The sequence below is a fragment of the Rhizobium sp. 01T444 genome (assembly GCF_056398305.1).
Genome location: NZ_JBFTPD010000022.1, coordinates 1 through 19,125, shown reverse-complemented (window position 1 = coordinate 19,125; position 19,125 = coordinate 1). Strand labels below are relative to the sequence as shown.

At 59.7% G+C, this 19,125-nt stretch carries 16 protein-coding genes; 13 read left to right on the top strand and 3 right to left on the bottom strand.

The window, feature by feature from the left end; all coding sequences use genetic code 11:
* Nucleotide 1: 1 nt before the first annotated feature.
* Nucleotides 2-1,837, bottom strand: coding sequence for a tetratricopeptide repeat protein (locus tag AC1DTN_RS25330; RefSeq protein ID WP_113321855.1), 1,836 nt, complete (start codon nt 1,835-1,837; stop codon nt 2-4).
* A gap of 202 nt (nt 1,838-2,039) precedes the next feature.
* Entirely contained in the window at nt 2,040-3,056 is a 1,017-nt protein-coding gene (locus tag AC1DTN_RS25325; RefSeq protein WP_477923103.1) for a polyprenyl synthetase family protein, read from the bottom strand.
* Between the two features lie 109 nt (nt 3,057-3,165).
* Here AC1DTN_RS25325 and AC1DTN_RS25320 point away from each other — a divergent pair, with 109 nt between their 5' ends.
* The gene (locus tag AC1DTN_RS25320; RefSeq protein WP_477923101.1) at nt 3,166-3,393 is read left to right on the top strand and encodes a putative signal transducing protein; all 228 of its coding nucleotides are present in this window, start codon (nt 3,166-3,168) and stop codon (nt 3,391-3,393) included.
* Between the two features lie 4 nt (nt 3,394-3,397).
* The gene (locus AC1DTN_RS25315; protein WP_477923099.1) at nt 3,398-4,174 is read left to right on the top strand and encodes a tRNA1(Val) (adenine(37)-N6)-methyltransferase; all 777 of its coding nucleotides are present in this window, start codon (nt 3,398-3,400) and stop codon (nt 4,172-4,174) included.
* Between the two features lie 71 nt (nt 4,175-4,245).
* Here AC1DTN_RS25315 and AC1DTN_RS25310 read toward each other — a convergent pair whose 3' ends face one another.
* Nucleotides 4,246-5,589 carry an Nramp family divalent metal transporter gene (locus AC1DTN_RS25310; protein ID WP_477923098.1) on the bottom strand — a complete coding sequence of 448 codons (1,344 nt, stop codon included), beginning with the start codon at nt 5,587-5,589 and terminating at the stop codon, nt 4,246-4,248.
* A gap of 192 nt (nt 5,590-5,781) precedes the next feature.
* On the opposite strand from AC1DTN_RS25310, the gene AC1DTN_RS25305 reads away from it, so the two are divergent.
* The 11 genes from AC1DTN_RS25305 to AC1DTN_RS25255 all read left to right on the top strand — a co-directional run.
* Nucleotides 5,782-6,642 (top strand): S49 family peptidase, encoded by an 861-nt coding sequence (locus AC1DTN_RS25305; protein WP_477923096.1) that lies wholly within the window; start codon nt 5,782-5,784, stop codon nt 6,640-6,642.
* Nucleotides 6,643-6,660: 18 nt separating this feature from the next.
* On the top strand, nt 6,661-6,852 hold the full coding sequence (locus AC1DTN_RS25300) for a hypothetical protein (RefSeq protein WP_113321850.1): 192 nt from the start codon (nt 6,661-6,663) through the stop codon (nt 6,850-6,852).
* Nucleotides 6,853-7,009: 157 nt separating this feature from the next.
* Nucleotides 7,010-7,969 (top strand): glycine--tRNA ligase subunit alpha, encoded by a 960-nt coding sequence (locus AC1DTN_RS25295; protein WP_477923094.1) that lies wholly within the window; start codon nt 7,010-7,012, stop codon nt 7,967-7,969.
* Between the two features lie 113 nt (nt 7,970-8,082).
* Nucleotides 8,083-9,873: a DUF2207 family protein gene (locus tag AC1DTN_RS25290; RefSeq protein ID WP_477923093.1), complete on the top strand. Its 1,791-nt coding sequence runs from the start codon at nt 8,083-8,085 to the stop codon at nt 9,871-9,873.
* Between the two features lie 114 nt (nt 9,874-9,987).
* Nucleotides 9,988-10,539 (top strand): LemA family protein, encoded by a 552-nt coding sequence (locus AC1DTN_RS25285; protein ID WP_477923091.1) that lies wholly within the window; start codon nt 9,988-9,990, stop codon nt 10,537-10,539.
* Between the two features lie 83 nt (nt 10,540-10,622).
* Complete coding sequence (gene aroA / locus AC1DTN_RS25280; protein ID WP_477923089.1) at nt 10,623-11,894, top strand: 3-phosphoshikimate 1-carboxyvinyltransferase; 1,272 nt, start codon at nt 10,623-10,625, stop codon at nt 11,892-11,894.
* A 45-nt stretch (nt 11,895-11,939) separates the two neighbouring features.
* Nucleotides 11,940-13,877 (top strand): DUF2207 domain-containing protein, encoded by a 1,938-nt coding sequence (locus AC1DTN_RS25275; RefSeq protein WP_477923087.1) that lies wholly within the window; start codon nt 11,940-11,942, stop codon nt 13,875-13,877.
* A gap of 92 nt (nt 13,878-13,969) precedes the next feature.
* Complete coding sequence (gene purD, locus AC1DTN_RS25270; protein ID WP_477923085.1) at nt 13,970-15,241, top strand: phosphoribosylamine--glycine ligase; 1,272 nt, start codon at nt 13,970-13,972, stop codon at nt 15,239-15,241.
* Between the two features lie 108 nt (nt 15,242-15,349).
* Entirely contained in the window at nt 15,350-15,802 is a 453-nt protein-coding gene (locus tag AC1DTN_RS25265; protein ID WP_477923083.1) for a plant virulence effector HPE1-like domain-containing protein, read from the top strand.
* A 349-nt stretch (nt 15,803-16,151) separates the two neighbouring features.
* On the top strand, nt 16,152-17,975 hold the full coding sequence (locus AC1DTN_RS25260) for a methyl-accepting chemotaxis protein (protein ID WP_477923081.1): 1,824 nt from the start codon (nt 16,152-16,154) through the stop codon (nt 17,973-17,975).
* A gap of 280 nt (nt 17,976-18,255) precedes the next feature.
* The coding region (locus AC1DTN_RS25255; RefSeq protein WP_477923079.1) for a cache domain-containing protein at nt 18,256-19,125 on the top strand (870 nt) is incomplete at its 3' end.

The window sequence follows — 19,125 nt, the reverse complement described above, 5'->3', positions numbered from 1 at the left end:
CTCAGGATTTCTTGTCGACCGGCGGCGGCGGCGTCACCGGCTGCGGGTCCGGCTGCTTCTTGTCGACGGTCTTGGAGTCGTCGTCCTGCGCAGGCAGGCCGTTGGCGACTTTTTCCTTTATCTTCGGGATCTGGGTTTCCTCGGGTTCGGAGGCGAGCGCCCGGTTCCACTGATAGACGGCTTCCAGCTTGCGGCCGACCCGCCAGTAGGCATCGCCGAGATGGTCGTTGATCGTCGCGTCGCCGGCCTTGATCTGCGCCGCGCGTTCCAGCTCATCGACAGCATCGTTGTAACGGTTGAGGCGGAAATAGGCCCAGCCGAGCGAGTCGATGATATAACCGTCGTCAGGACGCAGCTCGACGGCCTTCTTGATCATCCCAAGGCCTTCGTCGAGGTTGCGGTTCATGTCGATCCAGGAATAACCGAGATAATTCAGAACCTGCGGCTGGTCCGGATTGAGGTCGAGCGCCTTGCGGAAGTTAGGCTCCGCCTGGTCCCACTTCTTCAGCCGCTCATAGGCGATGCCGCGCTGGAAGAAGACGCTCCAGTCCGAGCGGCCCGGCAGCGGCCCGATCACTTCGACAGCCTTGTCGTAATTATCGGCCATCGCCTGATAATCCTTGGCGTCGGAAAGCACGCTGCCATAGGCGAGGTAGCTTCTGATATCGGTCGGGTCGGAAGCGATCAGCGACTGCAGGTGCTTGCGGGCTTCGTCCACCTTGCCGCCCTGCGCGAGCGCGAGACCCAGTTGCAGTTCGGAGATGCGACGCATCGGCGAATTCGCCGGCACCTTCTGGTAAAGCGCGATGGCGCGATCCATCTGGTTCTGCTTTTCCGCAATGCCGCCAAGCAGCACCAGCGTGTCGGCACTATTCGGATCGAGTGCATTGGCCGTTTGCAGATAGAGCGAGACAATGTCCTCGGCGCCATCGCGGTTCAGCGCGCCGCCGACCGAGAAGAGCACGCCAGCCGCACCCTCTTCGGCGCTCTTGACCTGCTGTTCCTGCTTCTCGCCCTTTTCGATGCTGTCGCGCAGCGCGTTCAGCGGCGTGTAGTTCGGCAGCAGATTGTCGCCGACGGAAACGGCGTCGAGCGCCTTCTGCTTGTTGCCCTGCGAGGCTTCGAGGCGGGCCAGCGCCATGATGGCGCGCATGAAGGTATCGGGTGCAGTTGCGCCGCCTTCCTTGTCCAGCACGGCATCGTTGAGATGCTGGCGGGCAGATTTGACGTCGCCGTTGACGATCGCGATCGCACCGGCATTGTAGTTCTGGAAGATGCGGACCCAATCCGGTCCCTTCATCTTCTCGACCATGGTTAGCCCTTCCTTGCCGCGGCCGGCGCCGACACGCGCCCAGGCCAGCAGCAGGTCGTTCATCATGCGGTCGAGATCGTTCGGCCCGTCATATTTCAGGATCGATTCAGCCGTCTTGAACTCGCCGCGGCGCATCGCGTCCATGCCGCGCACGATCGTGGTGATCCGCTCGACGGTCGGGTCGCCCTTGAGGTCGTTGGCATATTTCACGCCATCCTTGATGTCGCCGTTGAGCAGCAGCGAGATCATCAGGCGTTGGCGGATTTCCGGATTGCCCGGCTCGATCTGCAAGGCTTTCTTGTAGAGCTCGATCGCCGTCGGATAATCGTGATCCACATCGGCCGTGCGGGCAGCGAGAAACGCGCCCGAGAAGGTGGAAACGCTGTCCGGATCGAAAGTCACGGTCGTGCCGGCATCATCCGCCTTGGCCGCGTCCTCGGCGTTCACACCGCCGATCCCGCCGAGCGAAAGCACCGCCGCCAGGGCTGCGCTCGAAAGGAGACGGGTGACAAATCTCTGCCGCATTAGAAAACCTTTCTTCAGGGACGGTCGACTCAATGGGCCAACCGCAAAATCAGTTGCAAACACTGATTCACAACAGGATGGCTTTTTTGAAGCGGCCCTGCAAGAAATTCAGCCCACGTTCAAGGACGTTTGATTAGAGCGCCGCCGCGCAAAGGCGTGCGGCGGCTTTGCTGCAAAGACATGGCCCTCGCGGAGGCACGCGTCAGTTCACGCGCTCGATGCAGAAATCGATGACTTCTATCAGGGCCGATTTCCAGGGGCTGTCCGGCAGCGGCGCCAGCGCATCCCGTGCGATCGTGCCGTAGTGGACGGCCCGCTGGATCGTGTCGTTCAGCGTGCCGTATTTGGTGATCAGGCCGAGCGCCTTTTCCAGATTGGCATCGCTGCTGTTACCGCCTTCGATCGCATCGCGCCAGAAAGCGCGCTCGTCCTGCGTGCCACGGCGATAGGCCAGGATGACCGGAAGGGTGATCTTGCCTTCGCGGAAGTCGTCGCCGACATTCTTGCCGAGATCGGCAGCCTTGCCGCCGTAATCGAGCGCGTCGTCGACGAGCTGGAAAGCGAGGCCGAGATTCATGCCGTAGGATTTCAGCGCGTTGCGGTTGGATTTGCTGGTCTCGGCAACGATGGGTCCGACTTCTGCAGCAGCGGCAAAGAGAGCGGCCGTCTTGGCGCGGATGACAGAGAGGTAATCGTCCTCGGTCGTTTCCATGTTCTTGGCGACGGAAAGCTGCAGCACCTCGCCTTCGGCGATGACGCAAGCGGCAGAGGAAAGCACGTCGAGCGCCTCCAGCGAGCCGACTTCGACCATCATGCGGAAGGCCTGGCCAAGCAGGAAGTCGCCGACAAGAACGCTTGCCTGGTTACCCCAGATCGTCCGCGCGGTCGACTTGCCGCGGCGCAGGTCGCTTTCATCCACCACGTCGTCATGCAACAGCGTTGCCGTGTGCATGAACTCGACTGATGTGGCGAGCTTGATGTGGTTCTCGCCTCTGTAGCTGAAGAGCGAGGCCGCAGCGAGCGTCAGCATCGGCCGCAGGCGCTTGCCGCCGGAGGAGATGAGATGGTTCGCCACCTCCGGGATCATCTGGACATCGGAGCCGGCCTTGGAAAGGATAAGCTGGTTCACCCGCTCCATGTCAGCCTTGGTGAGGTCCACCAGCGGCTTGATGGAAGCCAGTTTGTTTTTGTTTTCTTCAAGCGGTATGACCACGCCCAACGACCCGGACTCCTGTTCATTCGTTGCCTTTGACAATAGAAAGGGGCGATGGAGGCGGCAAGGGGTGAATTGTCGCTGCCAGCAAATTCGGAAGGGAAAATGACGGTAAATGCATGAGCTTATCCGCGCAAACGATCCCGTTCTGCTCTCATTTGCGGAGAGCCTCATGAAGGATGCGGGAATTGCGTGCTTCATCGCCGATCAGGGGATGAGCGTGCTGGAGGGCTCGCTCGGCATGCTGCCGCGCCGCCTGTTGGTCGATGACGCGATGGCCGATCAAGCCCGTCGCATCCTTACCGATGCGGGTCTCGGCGGCGAATTGCGCGAGCGGAAGTGAAAAGATGACGCAGGCGGTGACTGACACCATAGACGCCTTTCATCGCGGCCTCTTCCATATCGTCCAGCCGAAGGGCAGGGGGCATCGTGCCGGCATGGATGCCATGCTGCTGGCGGCCCTCGTTGCTGACGATCGCCCCATAAGAGTGGCCGATCTCGGTGCCGGAGCGGGTGCAGCCGGCCTTGCCGTCGCCTCCCGCCTTCCGAAGGCCGAGGTCGTGCTTTTCGAGCGATCGGCGGAGATGGCAAACTACGCTCGCCGCAGCACGGCACTCCCGGACAATGCCCACATGGCGGGCCGCGTCTCGGTGGTCGAAGTCGATGTCACGCTGACCGCCAAGGCACGCAATGACGCAGGCCTGATCGACGAAAGCTTCGATCACGTTATTATGAACCCGCCTTTCAATGATGCCGGCGACCGCAAGACGCCGGATGCGCTGAAGGCCGAGGCGCATGCCATGACCGATGGCCTTTTCGAGAGCTGGATACGCACGGCCGGCGCCATCATGATACCGGGCGGGCAATTGTCGCTGATCGCGAGGCCGCAATCGATCGCCGAGATCATCGATGGCTGCGGCAGGCGCTTCGGCGGCATCGAGATCACCGCCATTCATCCGCGTGAGGGGGAAAACGCCGTCCGCATCCTCGTGACGGCGATCAAGGGTTCGCGCGCGCGGCTATCGCTGCGTGCGCCCCTCATCATGCACGAAGAGGGGAGCCACAAGTTCTCCCCTCTCGTCGATGATTTCAACAATGGCCGTGCGGCCTATGCCAGGCTTTAAAGCAGTTCCAGGAAAACTGTGCAGCGGTTTTCCGTTCGGAATTGCGTAAGAACAAAAGCAATTCCGGGAAACTAGCCGCCAGTTATGAAGTCGAGGAGCAACTTGACGTTCAGTCCGGCGATCACGATAGCAACCACATAGGCGATGGCGCTCAGCCACTTCGGCGCCACCAGTTCGCCCATCTTCGCCTTGCTGGCCGTGAACATCACGAGCGGGAAGACAGCGAAGGAAAGCTGCAGGCTGAGCACCACCTGGGTCAGGATCAGCAGTTCCGCCGTGCCCTGATCGCCGTACCAGATCGTCACGAAAGCCGCGGGAACGATGGCGATGGCGCGGGTGATCAGGCGGCGTACCCAGGGCTTCAGCTTGATTTTCAGGAAGCCTTCCATGACGATCTGCCCGGCAAGCGTGGCGGTGACCGTGGAATTCAAGCCGCAGCAAAGCAGCGCAATGCCGAAGAGCGTGGGGGCAATGGCAAGGCCGAGCAGCGGCGACAGCAGCGAATGCGCCTCACCAAGTTCCACTACATCCGTCTTGCCGTTGGCATTGAAGGCGGCTGCGGCAAGGATCAGGATCGAGGCGTTGATCAGGAGCGCGAAGCAGAGCGCCACGGTGGAGTCGAGGGTCGCAAAGGTCAGCGCCTCCTTCTTCTCCGGCACGGTATGACCGTAGGAGCGCGTCTGCACGATGCCGGAATGAAGGTAGAGATTGTGCGGCATCACGGTCGCGCCGAGAATACCGAGCGCCAGGTAGAGCATTTCCGGATTGGTGACGACCTCAGGCGTGGGCAGGAAGCCCCTGATGACGGCGCCCCATTGCGGGTCGGCAAGGAAGATCTGGATCGAAAAGCAGATTGCGATCACGCCGAGCAGCGTGATGATGAAGGCCTCCATCCAGCGGAAGCCGAGCCTCTGCAACAGAAGGATGACGAAGACGTCGAGCGCGGTGATCAGCACGCCGATTTCGAGCGGAATGCCGAAAAGCAGATTGAGGCCAATCGCCGTGCCGATCACCTCGGCAATATCGGTGGCAATGATGGCGATTTCCGCAAAGGCCCAGAGCGGCACCGCAACATAGCCCGGATAGGCATCGCGACAGGCCTGCGCCAGGTCGCGGCCGGAGCCGATCGCAAGACGCGCGCAAAGCGATTGCAGCACGATTGCCATGATGTTCGAAAGCAGTGCAACGGTCAGCAGCGCATAGCCGAACTTCGATCCGCCGGCGAGCGAGGTCGCCCAGTTGCCAGGGTCCATGTAGCCGACCGCCACCATGTAGCCGGGGCCGAGGAAGGCTGCCGCCCGCCGCCACGTGGAGCTGTGCCGTCCCGTACCAACTGTACGGTAGACGTCGGAGAGCGAAGCTTCGCCGCGCTCGGTCCGCCAGCCGCCCTTTGCATTCGGATTTATGATGTCCATGCCACTTTCACCTGATTACCCATGCCGGCACTATGCCTGATTAGAATGATAATGCAAGTCATTCGCAACAAGATAATGGAAGGCCATGTTTTGGGAACGTAGCCATTGCGTTTGTCGTTGCAGCGCATACATGCAATGCCCTTGTAATGTGCACATGCATGCTGGCGCCGCCGATCATGTTGAGGAAGAGAAATGGCTGGATTTTTGAGAAAGCTGATGCCGAAGCGGTTTCGTAAGGATGGGCTCGTCATCCCCGTCGTCAGGCTGCAGGGCGCGATCATCAGCGGCGGCGGTCAGTTCCGCCCGACCCTCAATCTCGCCAATGTTGCGCCGGTGCTGGAAAAGGCCTTCTCCATGAAGGATACACCGGCTGTTGCCATCTCTATCAATTCGCCGGGCGGCTCGCCCGTCCAGTCCCGCCTTATCTTCACGCGTATCCGCGAGCTTGCGCGGGAAAAGCAGAAGAAGGTTCTGGTCTTCGTGGAGGATGTGGCAGCCTCCGGCGGCTACATGATCGCGCTGGCGGGCGATGAAATCATCGCCGACCCGACATCCATCGTCGGTTCGATCGGCGTCGTCTCGGGTGGTTTCGGTTTTCCGGAACTCCTGAAGAAGATCGGTGTCGAGCGTCGCGTCTATACGGCAGGCGAAAACAAGGTGATCCTCGATCCCTTCCAGCCCGAGAAGGAAAAGGACATCGAATATCTGAAGAGCCTGCAGTTGGAGATCCATCAGGTCTTCATCTCGATGGTGCGCGAGCGCCGTGCCGGCAAGCTGACGGACGATGCGGCTGTTTTCTCCGGTCTCTTCTGGAGCGGCACGCGCGGCCTGGAGCTCGGCCTGATTGACGGGCTCGGCGACATGCGCCAGGAACTGAAGAAACGCTACGGCCAGAAAACGAAGCTGCAGCTCGTCACGGCTACCCGCGGGCTGCTCGGCCGCCGCATTCCCGGTGTCTCGCCGGTCTCGCTTGAAGGTGCGGCGTCCGGTCTTGCATCGGGGCTTGTCGAAGCGGCAGAGGAAAGGGCATTGTGGAGCCGCTACGGGCTTTGACGGGAGATACGAGGGGACATGGCACAGCTTATCACGTTATTGATCCTCGTCTGCGCGGGCTGGTGGCTCTACCGTCGCTTTGTTTCTGATGCGCAGAGGCTTGCTGAAAAATCCCGCCGCGCCGAGAAGGAGCGCCAGACGGGGGCCATCGGTACACTGGTGAAGGATCCGGCGACGGGTGAATATCGCCTGAAACGGGAAGACGAATAGGCCGAAGCGTGTGTGTTGAGCGTTGCCGATCGGCGATCGAGATCGCTGACCGGCTGGCCGTTTGTGAGGTTTGTCGGGACGCGGTGCAAAAGTCTTGACCCCTGCGGCCCTCCGTGGCACCTGTCGCGCTCATATTCCAAGCAATCGGTGCCCTTCCATGTCTGCTGCCATTCCTGACCATATGAACCCGAAGCGCTCTTTCCAGGCGCTGATCCTGACCCTGCATAACTACTGGGCGGACAAGGGTTGTGCGGTTCTGCAGCCCTATGACATGGAAGTGGGTGCGGGTACCTTCCATCCGGCCACCACGCTGCGCGCGCTTGGGCCCAAGCCGTGGAAGGCCGCCTATGTGCAACCGTCCCGCCGCCCCTCCGACGGCCGTTACGGCGAAAACCCGAACCGCCTGCAGCATTATTACCAGTATCAGGTCATCCTGAAGCCGAACCCGCCGAACCTGCAGGAACTTTACCTCGGCTCGCTCGCTGCCATCGGCCTCGATCCTTTGCTGCACGATATCCGCTTCGTCGAGGATGACTGGGAAAGCCCGACGCTCGGCGCCTGGGGCCTCGGCTGGGAATGCTGGTGCGACGGCATGGAAGTCTCGCAATTCACCTATTTCCAGCAGATCTGCGGCATTGAATGCTCGCCTGTTGCCGGCGAGCTGACCTATGGCCTGGAGCGCCTCGCCATGTATGTGCAGGGCGTCGATAACGTCTACGACCTGAACTTCAACGGCCGCGAAGGCGACGAGAAGATCAGCTACGGCGATGTCTTCCTGCAGGCCGAGCAGGAGTATTCCCGCCACAACTTCGAATTCGCCAATACCGAAATGCTGCATCGCCACTTCATCGATGCCGAGAAGGAATGCCAGGCGCTACTCGCCGCCGGCGCACCTGGTAATAACGCCAACCAGCGCCTGCACAAATGCGTCTTCCCCGCCTACGATCAGTGCATCAAGGCTAGCCACGTCTTCAACCTGCTCGACGCCCGCGGCGTGATCTCCGTCACCGAACGCCAGAGCTACATCCTGCGCGTGCGCACGCTCGCCAAAGCCTGCGGCGAAGCGTTTTTGCTGACGGATGCGGGTGGCCTAAATCTCCCGAAAGAGGCGGCGTAAAAGCAGCCCCGAAAAATTCTCTGCTTCTTGAGCCACGCTTCTTTTACGTTGCATGGACCGCTCCTATATTGTCTTTTTCACTGTAAAATTGAAGTATAGATTTGGGATGCCCTTTGAAGAGCAAGCTTCTTTATTTTAAGATTTCATTTGTGAGTTGTCCGAGCGGAACGCTCCGATTGCTCTCGTCGTGGATTATCTTATGTACTTTTTCTGCATTGCTGACGTCATGCGGTAACTTTGACGCAGAGTTCCTTGTCAAATCCGTAAAGACGACAGTTGAAGTGTCCGATGACGGCAGTGCCGTCGTGTCGGAAAACTTTGCCATCGCGGTCAAGAAGTCGACCAATTACGGTGGCGTCTACGTTGATATACCGCAACGTTTCAAGGATGCGTCAGGTAACGTTCACCGGCGAGATTTCGAGCTGTTTTCCACCCGACACGACGGGCGCGAGGAACACCATTTTGTAGAACAGAATGTGCCGGGCTACTCGATTTATATCGGCAGGGAGCATTGTAAGCGCTGCCCTACTAACATTCCCGTCGGCGTCAGCTATATCAAGATCATCTACAGGCTAGGCCGTCTGGTGCGTGAAGAGGGCGATCGCGAGGTTCTTGTCCTGCCTGCTTATATGGGCCGTGTTCATGACTGGAGCGCCGAGAAGACTGTTGTTCTGACGGTTCCGCCCGGGGGGGTGCTGCGCCCTTCGAAGCTTGACCCTGCAGCTTATGAAATGACGCAGAATGCACCCAGCGAGATCGAAGTATCCGTTGCTGCAGGTGAGCCCGACCGGGTGCTACCTGATATTGAGATCGAATATCCGAAAGGAACTTTTCGGCAGGCGACGATCGGGATGCAAGCGCGCTGGTGGCTCTCCGACCATTTTTTGACCTTCATAAGCATTGCGGGGCCGTTGATTGCAGGCCTGTTCGTCGCATTGAGATTGCGATCCAAGTGGCAGTTGCCTGAGAACTTGGCGGACGTCGATACCAAAGTCGTACGAACCACATCTCCTGCTCTGGCCGCCTATCTGTTCTGGAACTGGAAGGAGGACGCGGCAAAGACCGCGTTTCTGGCTTCTGTCTGCCATCTCGCTGTCAAGGGAAAGTTCCGCATTTCCGGCCTGAATGAAGACGCCGAGGCTTCGGAACTGTCGGCCAAGAAAGCACGAAAAGGCAAAGTGACTGGTGTCAGGTGGTATAGTCTTCCGGCCGCCAGCCGTCTGGTCTTCGAGCAGATTGAGAAAGAAAATCCTATCGATGATCGGCGCAGAATTATGCGCGCTTGGAACAATTCGAACGGCGAGTTGCACAAGAAGGTTGTCGAGGAATACGGGCGCTTAAGCAGCGGGATAGATCGCAGTAAATTGGTGACTGCACTTTCTGTCCTGGTTCTTAGCGTTGGGGTTGCGTATTTTGCGGGTCTATTGCTCTATTCTGTGGCCGTATGCGGAATATTGCTAATGTCGCTTTTTGTCGCGATGGGAATCCAGCGCCCGGAGCGGATCAATTGGCCCAACAATTTTAAGGACGCGTTCGGTTTATATGTAGGTCTACCGGTGTTAGCGGTTATTGCGCTGTACTACATCACCACGGCCGAGCTTGTCAGCGAACAGTGGCCATATGTGCTGGCCATTCTCGTTGATATTGCCGCACTTGTTGTCGCTCTCAAGATGAAGCGCATGCCAACACCGACACAACGTCAGCTCCGTAACAATCTGTTGGCGCTAAATCGTTATTTTCTCGGGAAGATAGATGGGCCGAAAATGTCGGTAGAAAGCTACGAGCGCTGCCTTCCATTCGCTATAGCATTTGGGGCAGAGCAACGCTGGACCGAGCGCTTCAATCAGTGGCTGGCGAGCGAGAACATGGATGCCTACGCTCCTGATTGGCTGAAAAAATCCTAGATTGGCTCCCAGCCTTCCAAGTCTTACGAAATCGGTAAAAGCATTCCTGTGCCATCATGACTTTGGAGCATCGAATCGTTAACGTGCGGTCATCGGAGCTGGGAGCGCATTCGTATGTACATAATACTCGCTGTTGTCGTCATCGTCGCACTCTACGTCATCTTCATCTACAACGGTCTCGTACGCTCCCGGCAGATGGCCGAGGAGGCCTGGTCTGGCATCGATGTGCAGCTGAAGCGGCGCGCCGATCTGATCCCGAACCTGATCGAGACCGTCAAGGGCTATGCCGCCCATGAAAAGACCACGCTCGAAGAGGTCGTTGAGCTCCGCAACAAGGCGCAGGCGGTTCCTGCTGGCGATGTGGCCGGCAGGGCGCAGGCGGAAGGTCTGCTCGGGCAGGCGCTCGGCCGGGTGATGGCGCTCGCCGAAGCCTATCCCGATCTCAAGGCCAACCAGAATTTCTCCGAGCTTCAGGCTTCGCTGGAAACGATGGAAAGCGAAATCCAGATGGCGCGGCGCTATTACAATGGCGCTGCCCGCGATCTGAACGTCAAGGTCGAGAGCTTCCCCTCGAACCTCGTTGCCGGCCAGTTCGGATTCTCCAAGCGCGAATATTTCGAAATCGCCAACGAGGCCGATCGCACTGTGCCGACCGTCAAGTTCTGACCTTTGTCTTTGCACAAAAACTGCTATGAGCAGTCCGACAAGGCCGCTCGCGGCCGCTGCAATGGACAGAAGAGACAAGCGCAATGAGTAAAGCCAAGCTCACCATCATCCCGCCGGGCAAGCCGCTGGCCGGTCGTGCCGTGCCGCCGGGCTCCAAGTCGATCACCAACCGTGCCTTGCTGCTGGCCGGTCTTGCCAAGGGCACGAGCCGGCTGACCGGCGCGCTGAAGAGCGACGACACGAAATATATGGCCGAGGCGCTGCGGGCCATGGGCGTGCAGATCGACGAGCCCGACGAGACGACCTTTGTGGTGACCGGCAGCGGCAAGCTTCATCAGCCGAAAGCTCCGCTCTTCCTCGGCAATGCCGGCACGGCGACGCGCTTCCTGACGGCTGCGGTTGCTTCCGTGGAGGGCACGGTCGTGGTGGACGGCGATGAGCATATGCGCAAGCGGCCGATCGGCCCGCTCGTTGCAGCCCTGAAGTCGCTGGGATTGAACGCCGAGGCGCCAACCGGCTGCCCGCCGGTGACGGTGCGCGGCAACGGACATTTCGCGTCCGGCCGTGTCGAAATCGATGCCGGTCTGTCTAGCCAATATGTGTCGGCCCTTCTGATGGCAGCACCGCTCGCCAAGCAGGGCGCCAACGCGCCTGTGACGATTGCGCTTGCCGGTACCGATATCGGTGCCCGCGGTTATGTCGATCTCACACTCGCCGCCATGGAGGCCTTCGGCGCCAAGGTGGAGCAGCTCGACGCCGCGACCTGGCGCGTCGAGCCGACCGGTTATACCGCAGCCGATTTCGTCATCGAGCCGGATGCGTCGGCGGCGACATACCTCTGGGCCGCTGAAGTGCTGAGCGGCGGTAAGATCGATCTTGGCGTGGCGAACGATGCCTTCACCCAGCCGGACGCCAAGGCCTATGAAACGATCGCCAAGTTCCCGCACCTGCCGGCTGAAATCGACGGCTCGCAGATGCAGGATGCCATCCCGACGATCGCCGTTCTCGCCGCTTTCAACGAGACGCCGGTCCGCTTCGTCGGCATCGCCAACCTGCGGGTGAAGGAATGCGATCGCATCCGCGCTCTGTCCACGGGGCTCAACAACATTCGCGAAGGCCTGGCGGTCGAGGAAGGCGACGATCTGATCGTCCATTCCGATCCTGATCTCGCCGGCCAGACGCTGCCGGCCGATATCGATACCTTTGTCGATCACCGCGTCGCCATGAGCTTTGCGCTTGCCGGCCTGAAGATCAACGGCATCACTATTCTCGACCCTGATTGTGTCGGCAAGACTTTCCCGGCTTACTGGCGGACGCTTGCGGGGCTGGGGGTTGCCTATCAGGACGAAGCCTAAGGATTGCGACACGCATTAGGCTGAACCGCAACCGGGGGAGGGGATATGATCCGGCGGTTTTTCGGCATTTGCTTCGCATTGCTGCTGGTGCTGTCTGCACGAGCAGCAATGGCTGAGGAATTCATCGCCTCCTTCGATTCCGCCATCCAGCTGGAAAAGAGCGGAGCGATGACGGTGGCGGAAACGATCACTGTCAATGCCGAAGGCGACCGCATCCGGCGGGGCATCTTCCGCGATTTTCCGCTGACCTTCAGGGATGCGCGCGGCCGACGCCGCAGCGTCGATTTCAGCGTCGTCTCGGTCAAGCGCGACGGCAGGGACGAGCCCTGGCATACGGAATCCGTCACTGGCGGCATCCGCATCTATGCGGGCTCCGAAGACGTGACGATCTCTCCCGGCCGTCATCAATATGTCTTCACCTACAAAACGAACCGTCAGATCCGTTACTTCGACGATCATGACGAGCTCTATTGGAACGTTACCGGCAACGGCTGGATATTTCCGATCCGCTCGGCGGTAGCGACGGTCACCTTTCCGCGGGGCGTTGTGCCCGAAGATGTCGCCGTCTTCACTGGCCCCGTCGGTGCCACCGGCAAGGATGCTCGAGCGAACGTAGACGACGGCCGACTGATCGTCGCGACCACCGCGCCCCTCGGCGCGGAGGAGGGGCTGACCTTTGCCGCGAAACTGCCGAAGGGTGCGATCGATCCGCCGAGCGCCGATCAGGAGAGCAGTTGGTGGTTCAGCGATAACCGTGACTATTTCATCGGCTTCGGCGGCCTCATCCTCGTCTTCCTCTATTACACGCGCTCCTGGCTGAAGGTTGGCCGTGATCCGGCGCAAGAGATCGTTGTGCCGCGCTGGGATCCGCCTGCTGGCATCTCGCCTGCGCTTGTCAATTACATCGACAATAGAGGCTTTTCCGGCCAGGGCTGGACGGCGCTTTCGGCAACCGCGCTCGATCTTGCCGTGCGCGGCTATGTCACGCTGGAAGATCTCAAGGACTCGATCGTCATCCGTCGCACCGACAAGCCGCTCGGCAAGGAGAAGCTCCAGGCCGGCGAGGCCGAGCTCCTGAAGGCGGTCGGCAGAGCCGGTGATACGCTCACCATCGACAAGGCCAACGGCGAAAAGGTCAAATCGGTCGGCCAGAGCTTCCGCTCGTCGATCGAACGGGAACACCGCGGCAAATATTACAATTCCAATGCCGGTTATATCACCGGCGGCGTGATTTTAAGCGCTGCGGCCCTGGTGGCGCTCTTTGTCTTCGGCTCGCTGGAGCCGGATACGATCGCGCTGATGATCATCCCCATCGGCATTTCCGTCTTCCTGTCTGTCTTTGTGGCAGGTTTTGCGAAGGCGCTGCATCGTGGCCGTTCGCTCGTCGGCAAGATTTTCGCAGTCATCGCCATCGCCATCGCCGTTTTTGTGGGCTTGAGCATTCTCTCTGCCGTCGTGCTGGCGCTCGGCTCTTCGCTGATGGAATTCCACGAAACGCCCATGCTCTTTGCGGTCGGCGGCATCGTGCTCTTCAACATCCTCTATTTCTTCATCATGGGGGCACCGACGCCGCTCGGTGCCAAGATGACCGCCGGCGTTGATGGCCTGCGGCAATATCTGACGCTCGCCGAAAAGGACCGGATGAACATGGCCGGCGCGCCGCAAATGTCGCCGCAACATTTCGAGACCCTGTTGCCCTATGCCGTGGCGCTCGGTGTCGAAAAGCCATGGTCGCGCACGTTCGAAACTTGGCTGGCGGCTGCTGCAGCCGGAGCCGCCGCGGCTGCCTATAGCCCCGCTTGGTATTCCGGCAATTTCAACAGCGGCAGCTTTTCCGATCGTATCGGCGGCTTCTCGTCGTCGATGGCCTCGACGATCGCGTCCACTATTCCTTCACCGCCGCCCTCCAGTTCGTCCTCGGGTTTCTCCGGCGGCGGCTCGTCCGGCGGAGGTGGCGGAGGCGGCGGAGGCGGGGGCTGGTGAGCTTTCGCGCTTGACCTTTCGGGCCTTCCCGCTTAACCGCCAGACACAAAAGGCCAGGCCCACAGGCCAGACCAGCAGGAAAGGGATCAGGCATGAAGGTTCTGTTGATCGGATCGGGCGGACGCGAACACGCACTCGCCTGGAAGCTGGCGCAATCGCCGCTGATGACGGAATTCTATGCCGCGCCTGGCAATCCCGGCATCGCAGAACATGCGACACTGGCCGTGCTTGATGTCGACGACCACGATGCGGTCGTCGCCTTCTGCCGGCAAAAGGCGATCGATTTCATCGTCGTCGGACCGGAAGCCCCATTGGTTGCCGGCATCGCCGATGCGCTGCGTGCCGCAGGCTTTGCGGTCTTCGGCCCGTCTGCGGCGGCGGCCCAACTCGAGGGTTCCAAGGGTTTCACCAAGGATATCTGCGCACGCTACAACATCCCGACCGGCGCCTATCAGCGTTTCAACAACGCTCCGAAGGCCAAAGCCTATATCCGTGAGCAGGGCGCGCCGATCGTCGTGAAGGCCGATGGTCTTGCCGCCGGCAAGGGTGTCACGGTTGCCATGACACTGGACGAGGCACTGGCCGCGGTGGACGATTGTTTCGAAGGTGCTTTCGGCGAGGCCGGGGCCGAAGTCGTCGTCGAAGCCTATCTCGATGGCGAGGAAGCAAGCTTCTTCTGCCTCTGCGATGGAAAGACCGCCCTTCCTCTCGCGACGGCGCAGGACCACAAGCGCGTCGGCGAGGGCGATATCGGTCCCAATACCGGCGGCATGGGTGCCTATTCACCCGCACCCGTCATGACGGCCGCGATGATCGAGCGTACGATGAAGGAGATCATCGAGCCGACCATTCACGGCATGGCAGAAAGTGGCCATCCCTTCAGTGGTGTCTTCTTCGCAGGCCTGATGATGACCGCCAAGGGGCCGGAACTCATCGAATACAATGTCCGCTTCGGTGATCCGGAATGCCAGGTGCTGATGATGCGGCTTAAGAGCGATCTCCTGCCGCTGCTGCTTGCCTGCGCTCATGGTACGCTGGACCAGGTCGAGGCCGAATGGACCGACGACCCTGCGCTGACCGTCGTCATGGCCTCGAAAGGCTATCCCGGCTCCTATGAGAAGAATACCCCGATCCTCGCACTGCCGGCAGCCGGCGATGGCGAGAAGGTGTTTCATGCCGGCACATCGCTGAAGGATGGTGCTCTGGTGGCCACCGGCGGCCGCGTCCTGAACGTGACAGCGACGGGCCGCACGGTCGGTGAGGCAAAGGACCGCACCTATGCCCTGCTCGACGGGGTGAAATGGGAAAACGGCTTCTGCCGCCGCGATATCGGCTGGCGCGCGGTCGAACGCGAAAAGACATAAGTACCGGGCGGACAACGGCCCGTTTCGCTAAATTTTTACCCTTTCTTCTGACGGGATGGAAACAAAACTGCGCTAATCTGGCTCTTAATGTGAGACGGAGTAGTGTTGATGCGTCAGATTTTCCTCAGTGCAGTATTTCTGCTGGCGGCTGGGTCCGCCATGGCCGCCTCGATCGAAGTGGTCGGGCCGAGCAAGCCGAGGGAAGCCGGCAGCATCATTACCGAGACCTGCGACCATTGCCCGCCGCTTCAGACGGAAGCCTCCAAGAAGGATTACTCCGTGCCGGAACTGCGTCCCGGCGCTTTCCAGCACGCCGAGGTCCGTGATGTTGATGGAGAAAAAAAGATCTATCGCACCGAAAACTGGATGGGTGGTTCCCCCGTCCTCTTTGTGAGCAAGGCAACGCCTGAGCAGATGCTTGCGCTGGCTCCACCGGTGCCCAGCGAGGGTATCGACAATGAGGCGACGGCTGCCGTGATCGGCGGTGAGGCGAAGCCGGTAGCGGCAGGCATGAGTGGAACCACGCCTCTCGACGCTTCCGCGTTTGAGCTCCGTTTCTAATCGGATCTCTTTGCCACTCGGATCAAAGTTTCGATCGTCGCGAACGCACTCTGAAGAGAAGCAGGGTGCGTTTTGTCTATTCAAGATAAGTATATTCTAATTTACCTGATTGTATTCATGAGTGGGCCGCAACCTATACAAGTCTGCAAGAAGACACCCATCAATTTTACTAGTCCGCCCGAGTAGAAGTCCTGCCTTTGTTAAAAGATAATTTAATCATTCACATTAATTTTACTTACGAGGGCCGGAGGACGCATGATTGCGCTAGCTGAGCGCGCGATTTCTCGCGCGCAGGTCGGGAGTTGACCGATCCGGGATACTGCATTTCACCTTTTCTGTGAGGCCAATCATGAAGAAACTCAAGATTGCTCATCAGCTTTTTGCGCTGGTCGGTGTTTTGATGGCTGCATTTGCAGTCGCAACCTATTTTGAAATCCGTACATCCGAGCAGGCGATCTATGATGAGCGTTTCGACATGCTGCGCACGCAGGTCGAATCAGGCATCTCCGTCCTCAACACCTTCTACGAACGCGAGAAGGCCGGCCAGATGACGCATGAGGCTGCCCAGGCCGAAGCCTTCGACATCCTGAAGCGCGTGACCTTCCAGCCATCAGGATATCTCTTCGGCATGGACTACAACGTCGTCCAGCTCTTCCATCCGAATCCGACCAATATCGGTAAGGACATGAGCGGTCAGGTCGACAAGGCGGGCACGAAATTCAGCCAGGCGCTGGTCGACCACGGCAAGGCCGGCGGCGGCCGCACCTTCTACTACTGGGGCAAGCCCGGCCAGCCGGAAGACCAGGTCTTCCTCAAGGGCGCCTATTCCAAGGCCTTCGAACCCTGGAAGATCGTCGTCGGTACCGGCGTCTATCTCGATGACCTCCAGCAGAAGGTCAATGCGACGATCTGGAAGGCGCTAACCGCCTCGCTGATCGTCTTTGTCGGCGGCATCGCCGTTGCGGCCTATTTCATCCGTGGCATCTCCAGCCCTCTGAAGGACGTGCACAACGCTCTGCAGGCGGTTGCCGAGGAAGATGTGTCGCTGAAGATCCCGCATACCGGCATGAACAACGAAGTCGGCATGATGGCGAAGGCGACGCAGTCGCTGCAGGAAAAGATCAGGGAACGTCACGCGATGTCCGATCGCGAGGCTGCCCAGCAGCTGGCTCTCGAAAGCGAGCGCGAAAGCAACCTGCGCCATCAGCAGGATGAAGCCTCGCTGCAGGCCCGTGTCGTCAGCACCATCGGCCAGGCGCTGGAGCAGATCGCCCACGGCGACCTGACGGTGCGTTGCGCCGACATCGGCCAGAAATACGCGGCCCTGCGCGACAACTTCAACGATGCACTCTCGCATCTCGAGGCCGCGATGGCCCAGGTCAGCGCCAAGGGCGGTGATATCGGTGTTGCCAAGGAAGAGATCCGCCGCGCCTCCAACGAGCTTTCGCAGCGCACCGAGCGTCAGGCCGCAAGCCTGGAAGAAACCTCGGCTGCTCTCGACGAGCTGACCGTTGCCGTCCGCCAGACGGCCGATGGTGCCCATGAAGCCAGCAAGCGGGTTCACTCGGTCTCGACCGAAGCAACCCACAGCGATGCGATCGTCACCCAGGCGATCGAAGCCATGAGCGGCATCGAAAAGTCCTCGTCGGAAATCACCAAGATCATCGGCGTCATCGACGAGATCGCCTTCCAGACGAACCTGCTGGCGCTCAACGCCGGTGTCGAGGCAGCCCGTGCCGGCGAAAGCGGCAAGGGTTTTGCCGTCGTCGCCCAGGAAGTGCGTGAACTGGCCCAGCGCTCGGCTGCTGCCGCCAAGGAGATCAAGGATCAGATCGCCCGCTCCTCCAGCCAGGTCGACCATGGTGTCCGCCTCGTCGGCGAGGCAGGCGAAGCGCTGAAGCGCATCTCCGACCAGATCAAGGCTGCCAAYGAGATCGTCGCCAAGATCGCCCACAGCGCCTCCGAACAGGATACGACGCTGCGTTCGATCTCGTCCTCGATGAACCAGCTCGAYGCCGCCACCCAGCAGAACGCCGCCATGGCCGAAGAGACCACGGCATCGGCCGAAACGCTGGCTGCCGACACCGATGAACTACTCGGTCTCATCCGTGGCTTCCGCGTCGGCAATGCTGCCGCAGCTCCTGCCATRCATCAGGGTCGCCGCGCCGCWTAAAGACGGGCGAGACATCAAGCCTTTTCATCACCAAAATATTAGCGGCCGCCGGATGAAGATCCGGCGGTTTTGCTTTTGGCGCACCCCCGGATTTGTAGGGAAATTTTGTCCAAAATCTAATAAAATTAAAGCTTTATTATAGGATGAATGCCAATCGTAACTAACCGGTCGCAGCATGTTCCTTTAGCAGCGGTAGATGCGTCGCCTTTATCCGGCGCGCTCGCACAGGCGGTAGAAAACCGCACCGGAATGCAGCCACTCATTCCCGTTGCGAGGCATCATGAAAAATTTGAAAATATCGAAGCAGCTTATCTTGCTGGTCATCGGCCTGATGGTAGCGTTTGCGATTGCAACCACCCTCCAGGTCCGCTCCTCGGTCAATGCGATCTACAAGGAACGCTATGACATGCTGCGTTCGGAGGTCCAGTCTGCGGTCTCCGTTCTCAAGCTCTATCAGGCAAAGGTGACTTCAGGCGAAATGAAGCTGGAAGACGCCCAGAAGCAGGCCTACACCACGCTCAACGCCATGAAATACGACCCTGATGGTTATTTCTTCGGCTATAGCTACGACATCCAGATGATGTTCCACTATGACGCCTCGAAAATCGGCCAGACCAACAAGGGGCAACCGGACAGCAAGGGCAAGCTCTATCGCGAAGAGCTGGTCAAGGTCGGGCAGCAGGGCGGTGGTCTCGTCGAATATTATTCCACAGCCAAACCGGGCCAGCCCGTTGGCGATTATCGCAAGACGGCCTATGCACTGGCCTTCGATCCCTGGAAGGTCGTCGTCGTCACCGGCGTCTACATGGACGATCTCGATGCTCAGGTGAACGACAAGATTCTGTCCGCGCTGTCTGGCAGCATCGTCCTGTTCTTCTTTGCCATTGTCGCCGCCTATCTGGTCATCCGCGGTATTTCGAACCCTCTGAAGGACGTGCACAACGCTCTGCAGGCGGTTGCCGAGGAAGATGTGTCGCTGAAGATCCCGCATACCGGCATGAACAACGAAGTCGGCATGATGGCGAAGGCGACGCAGTCGCTGCAGGAAAAGATCAGGGAACGTCACGCGATGTCCGATCGCGAGGCTGCCCAGCAGCTGGCTCTCGAAAGCGAGCGCGAAAGCAACCTGCGCCATCAGCAGGATGAAGCC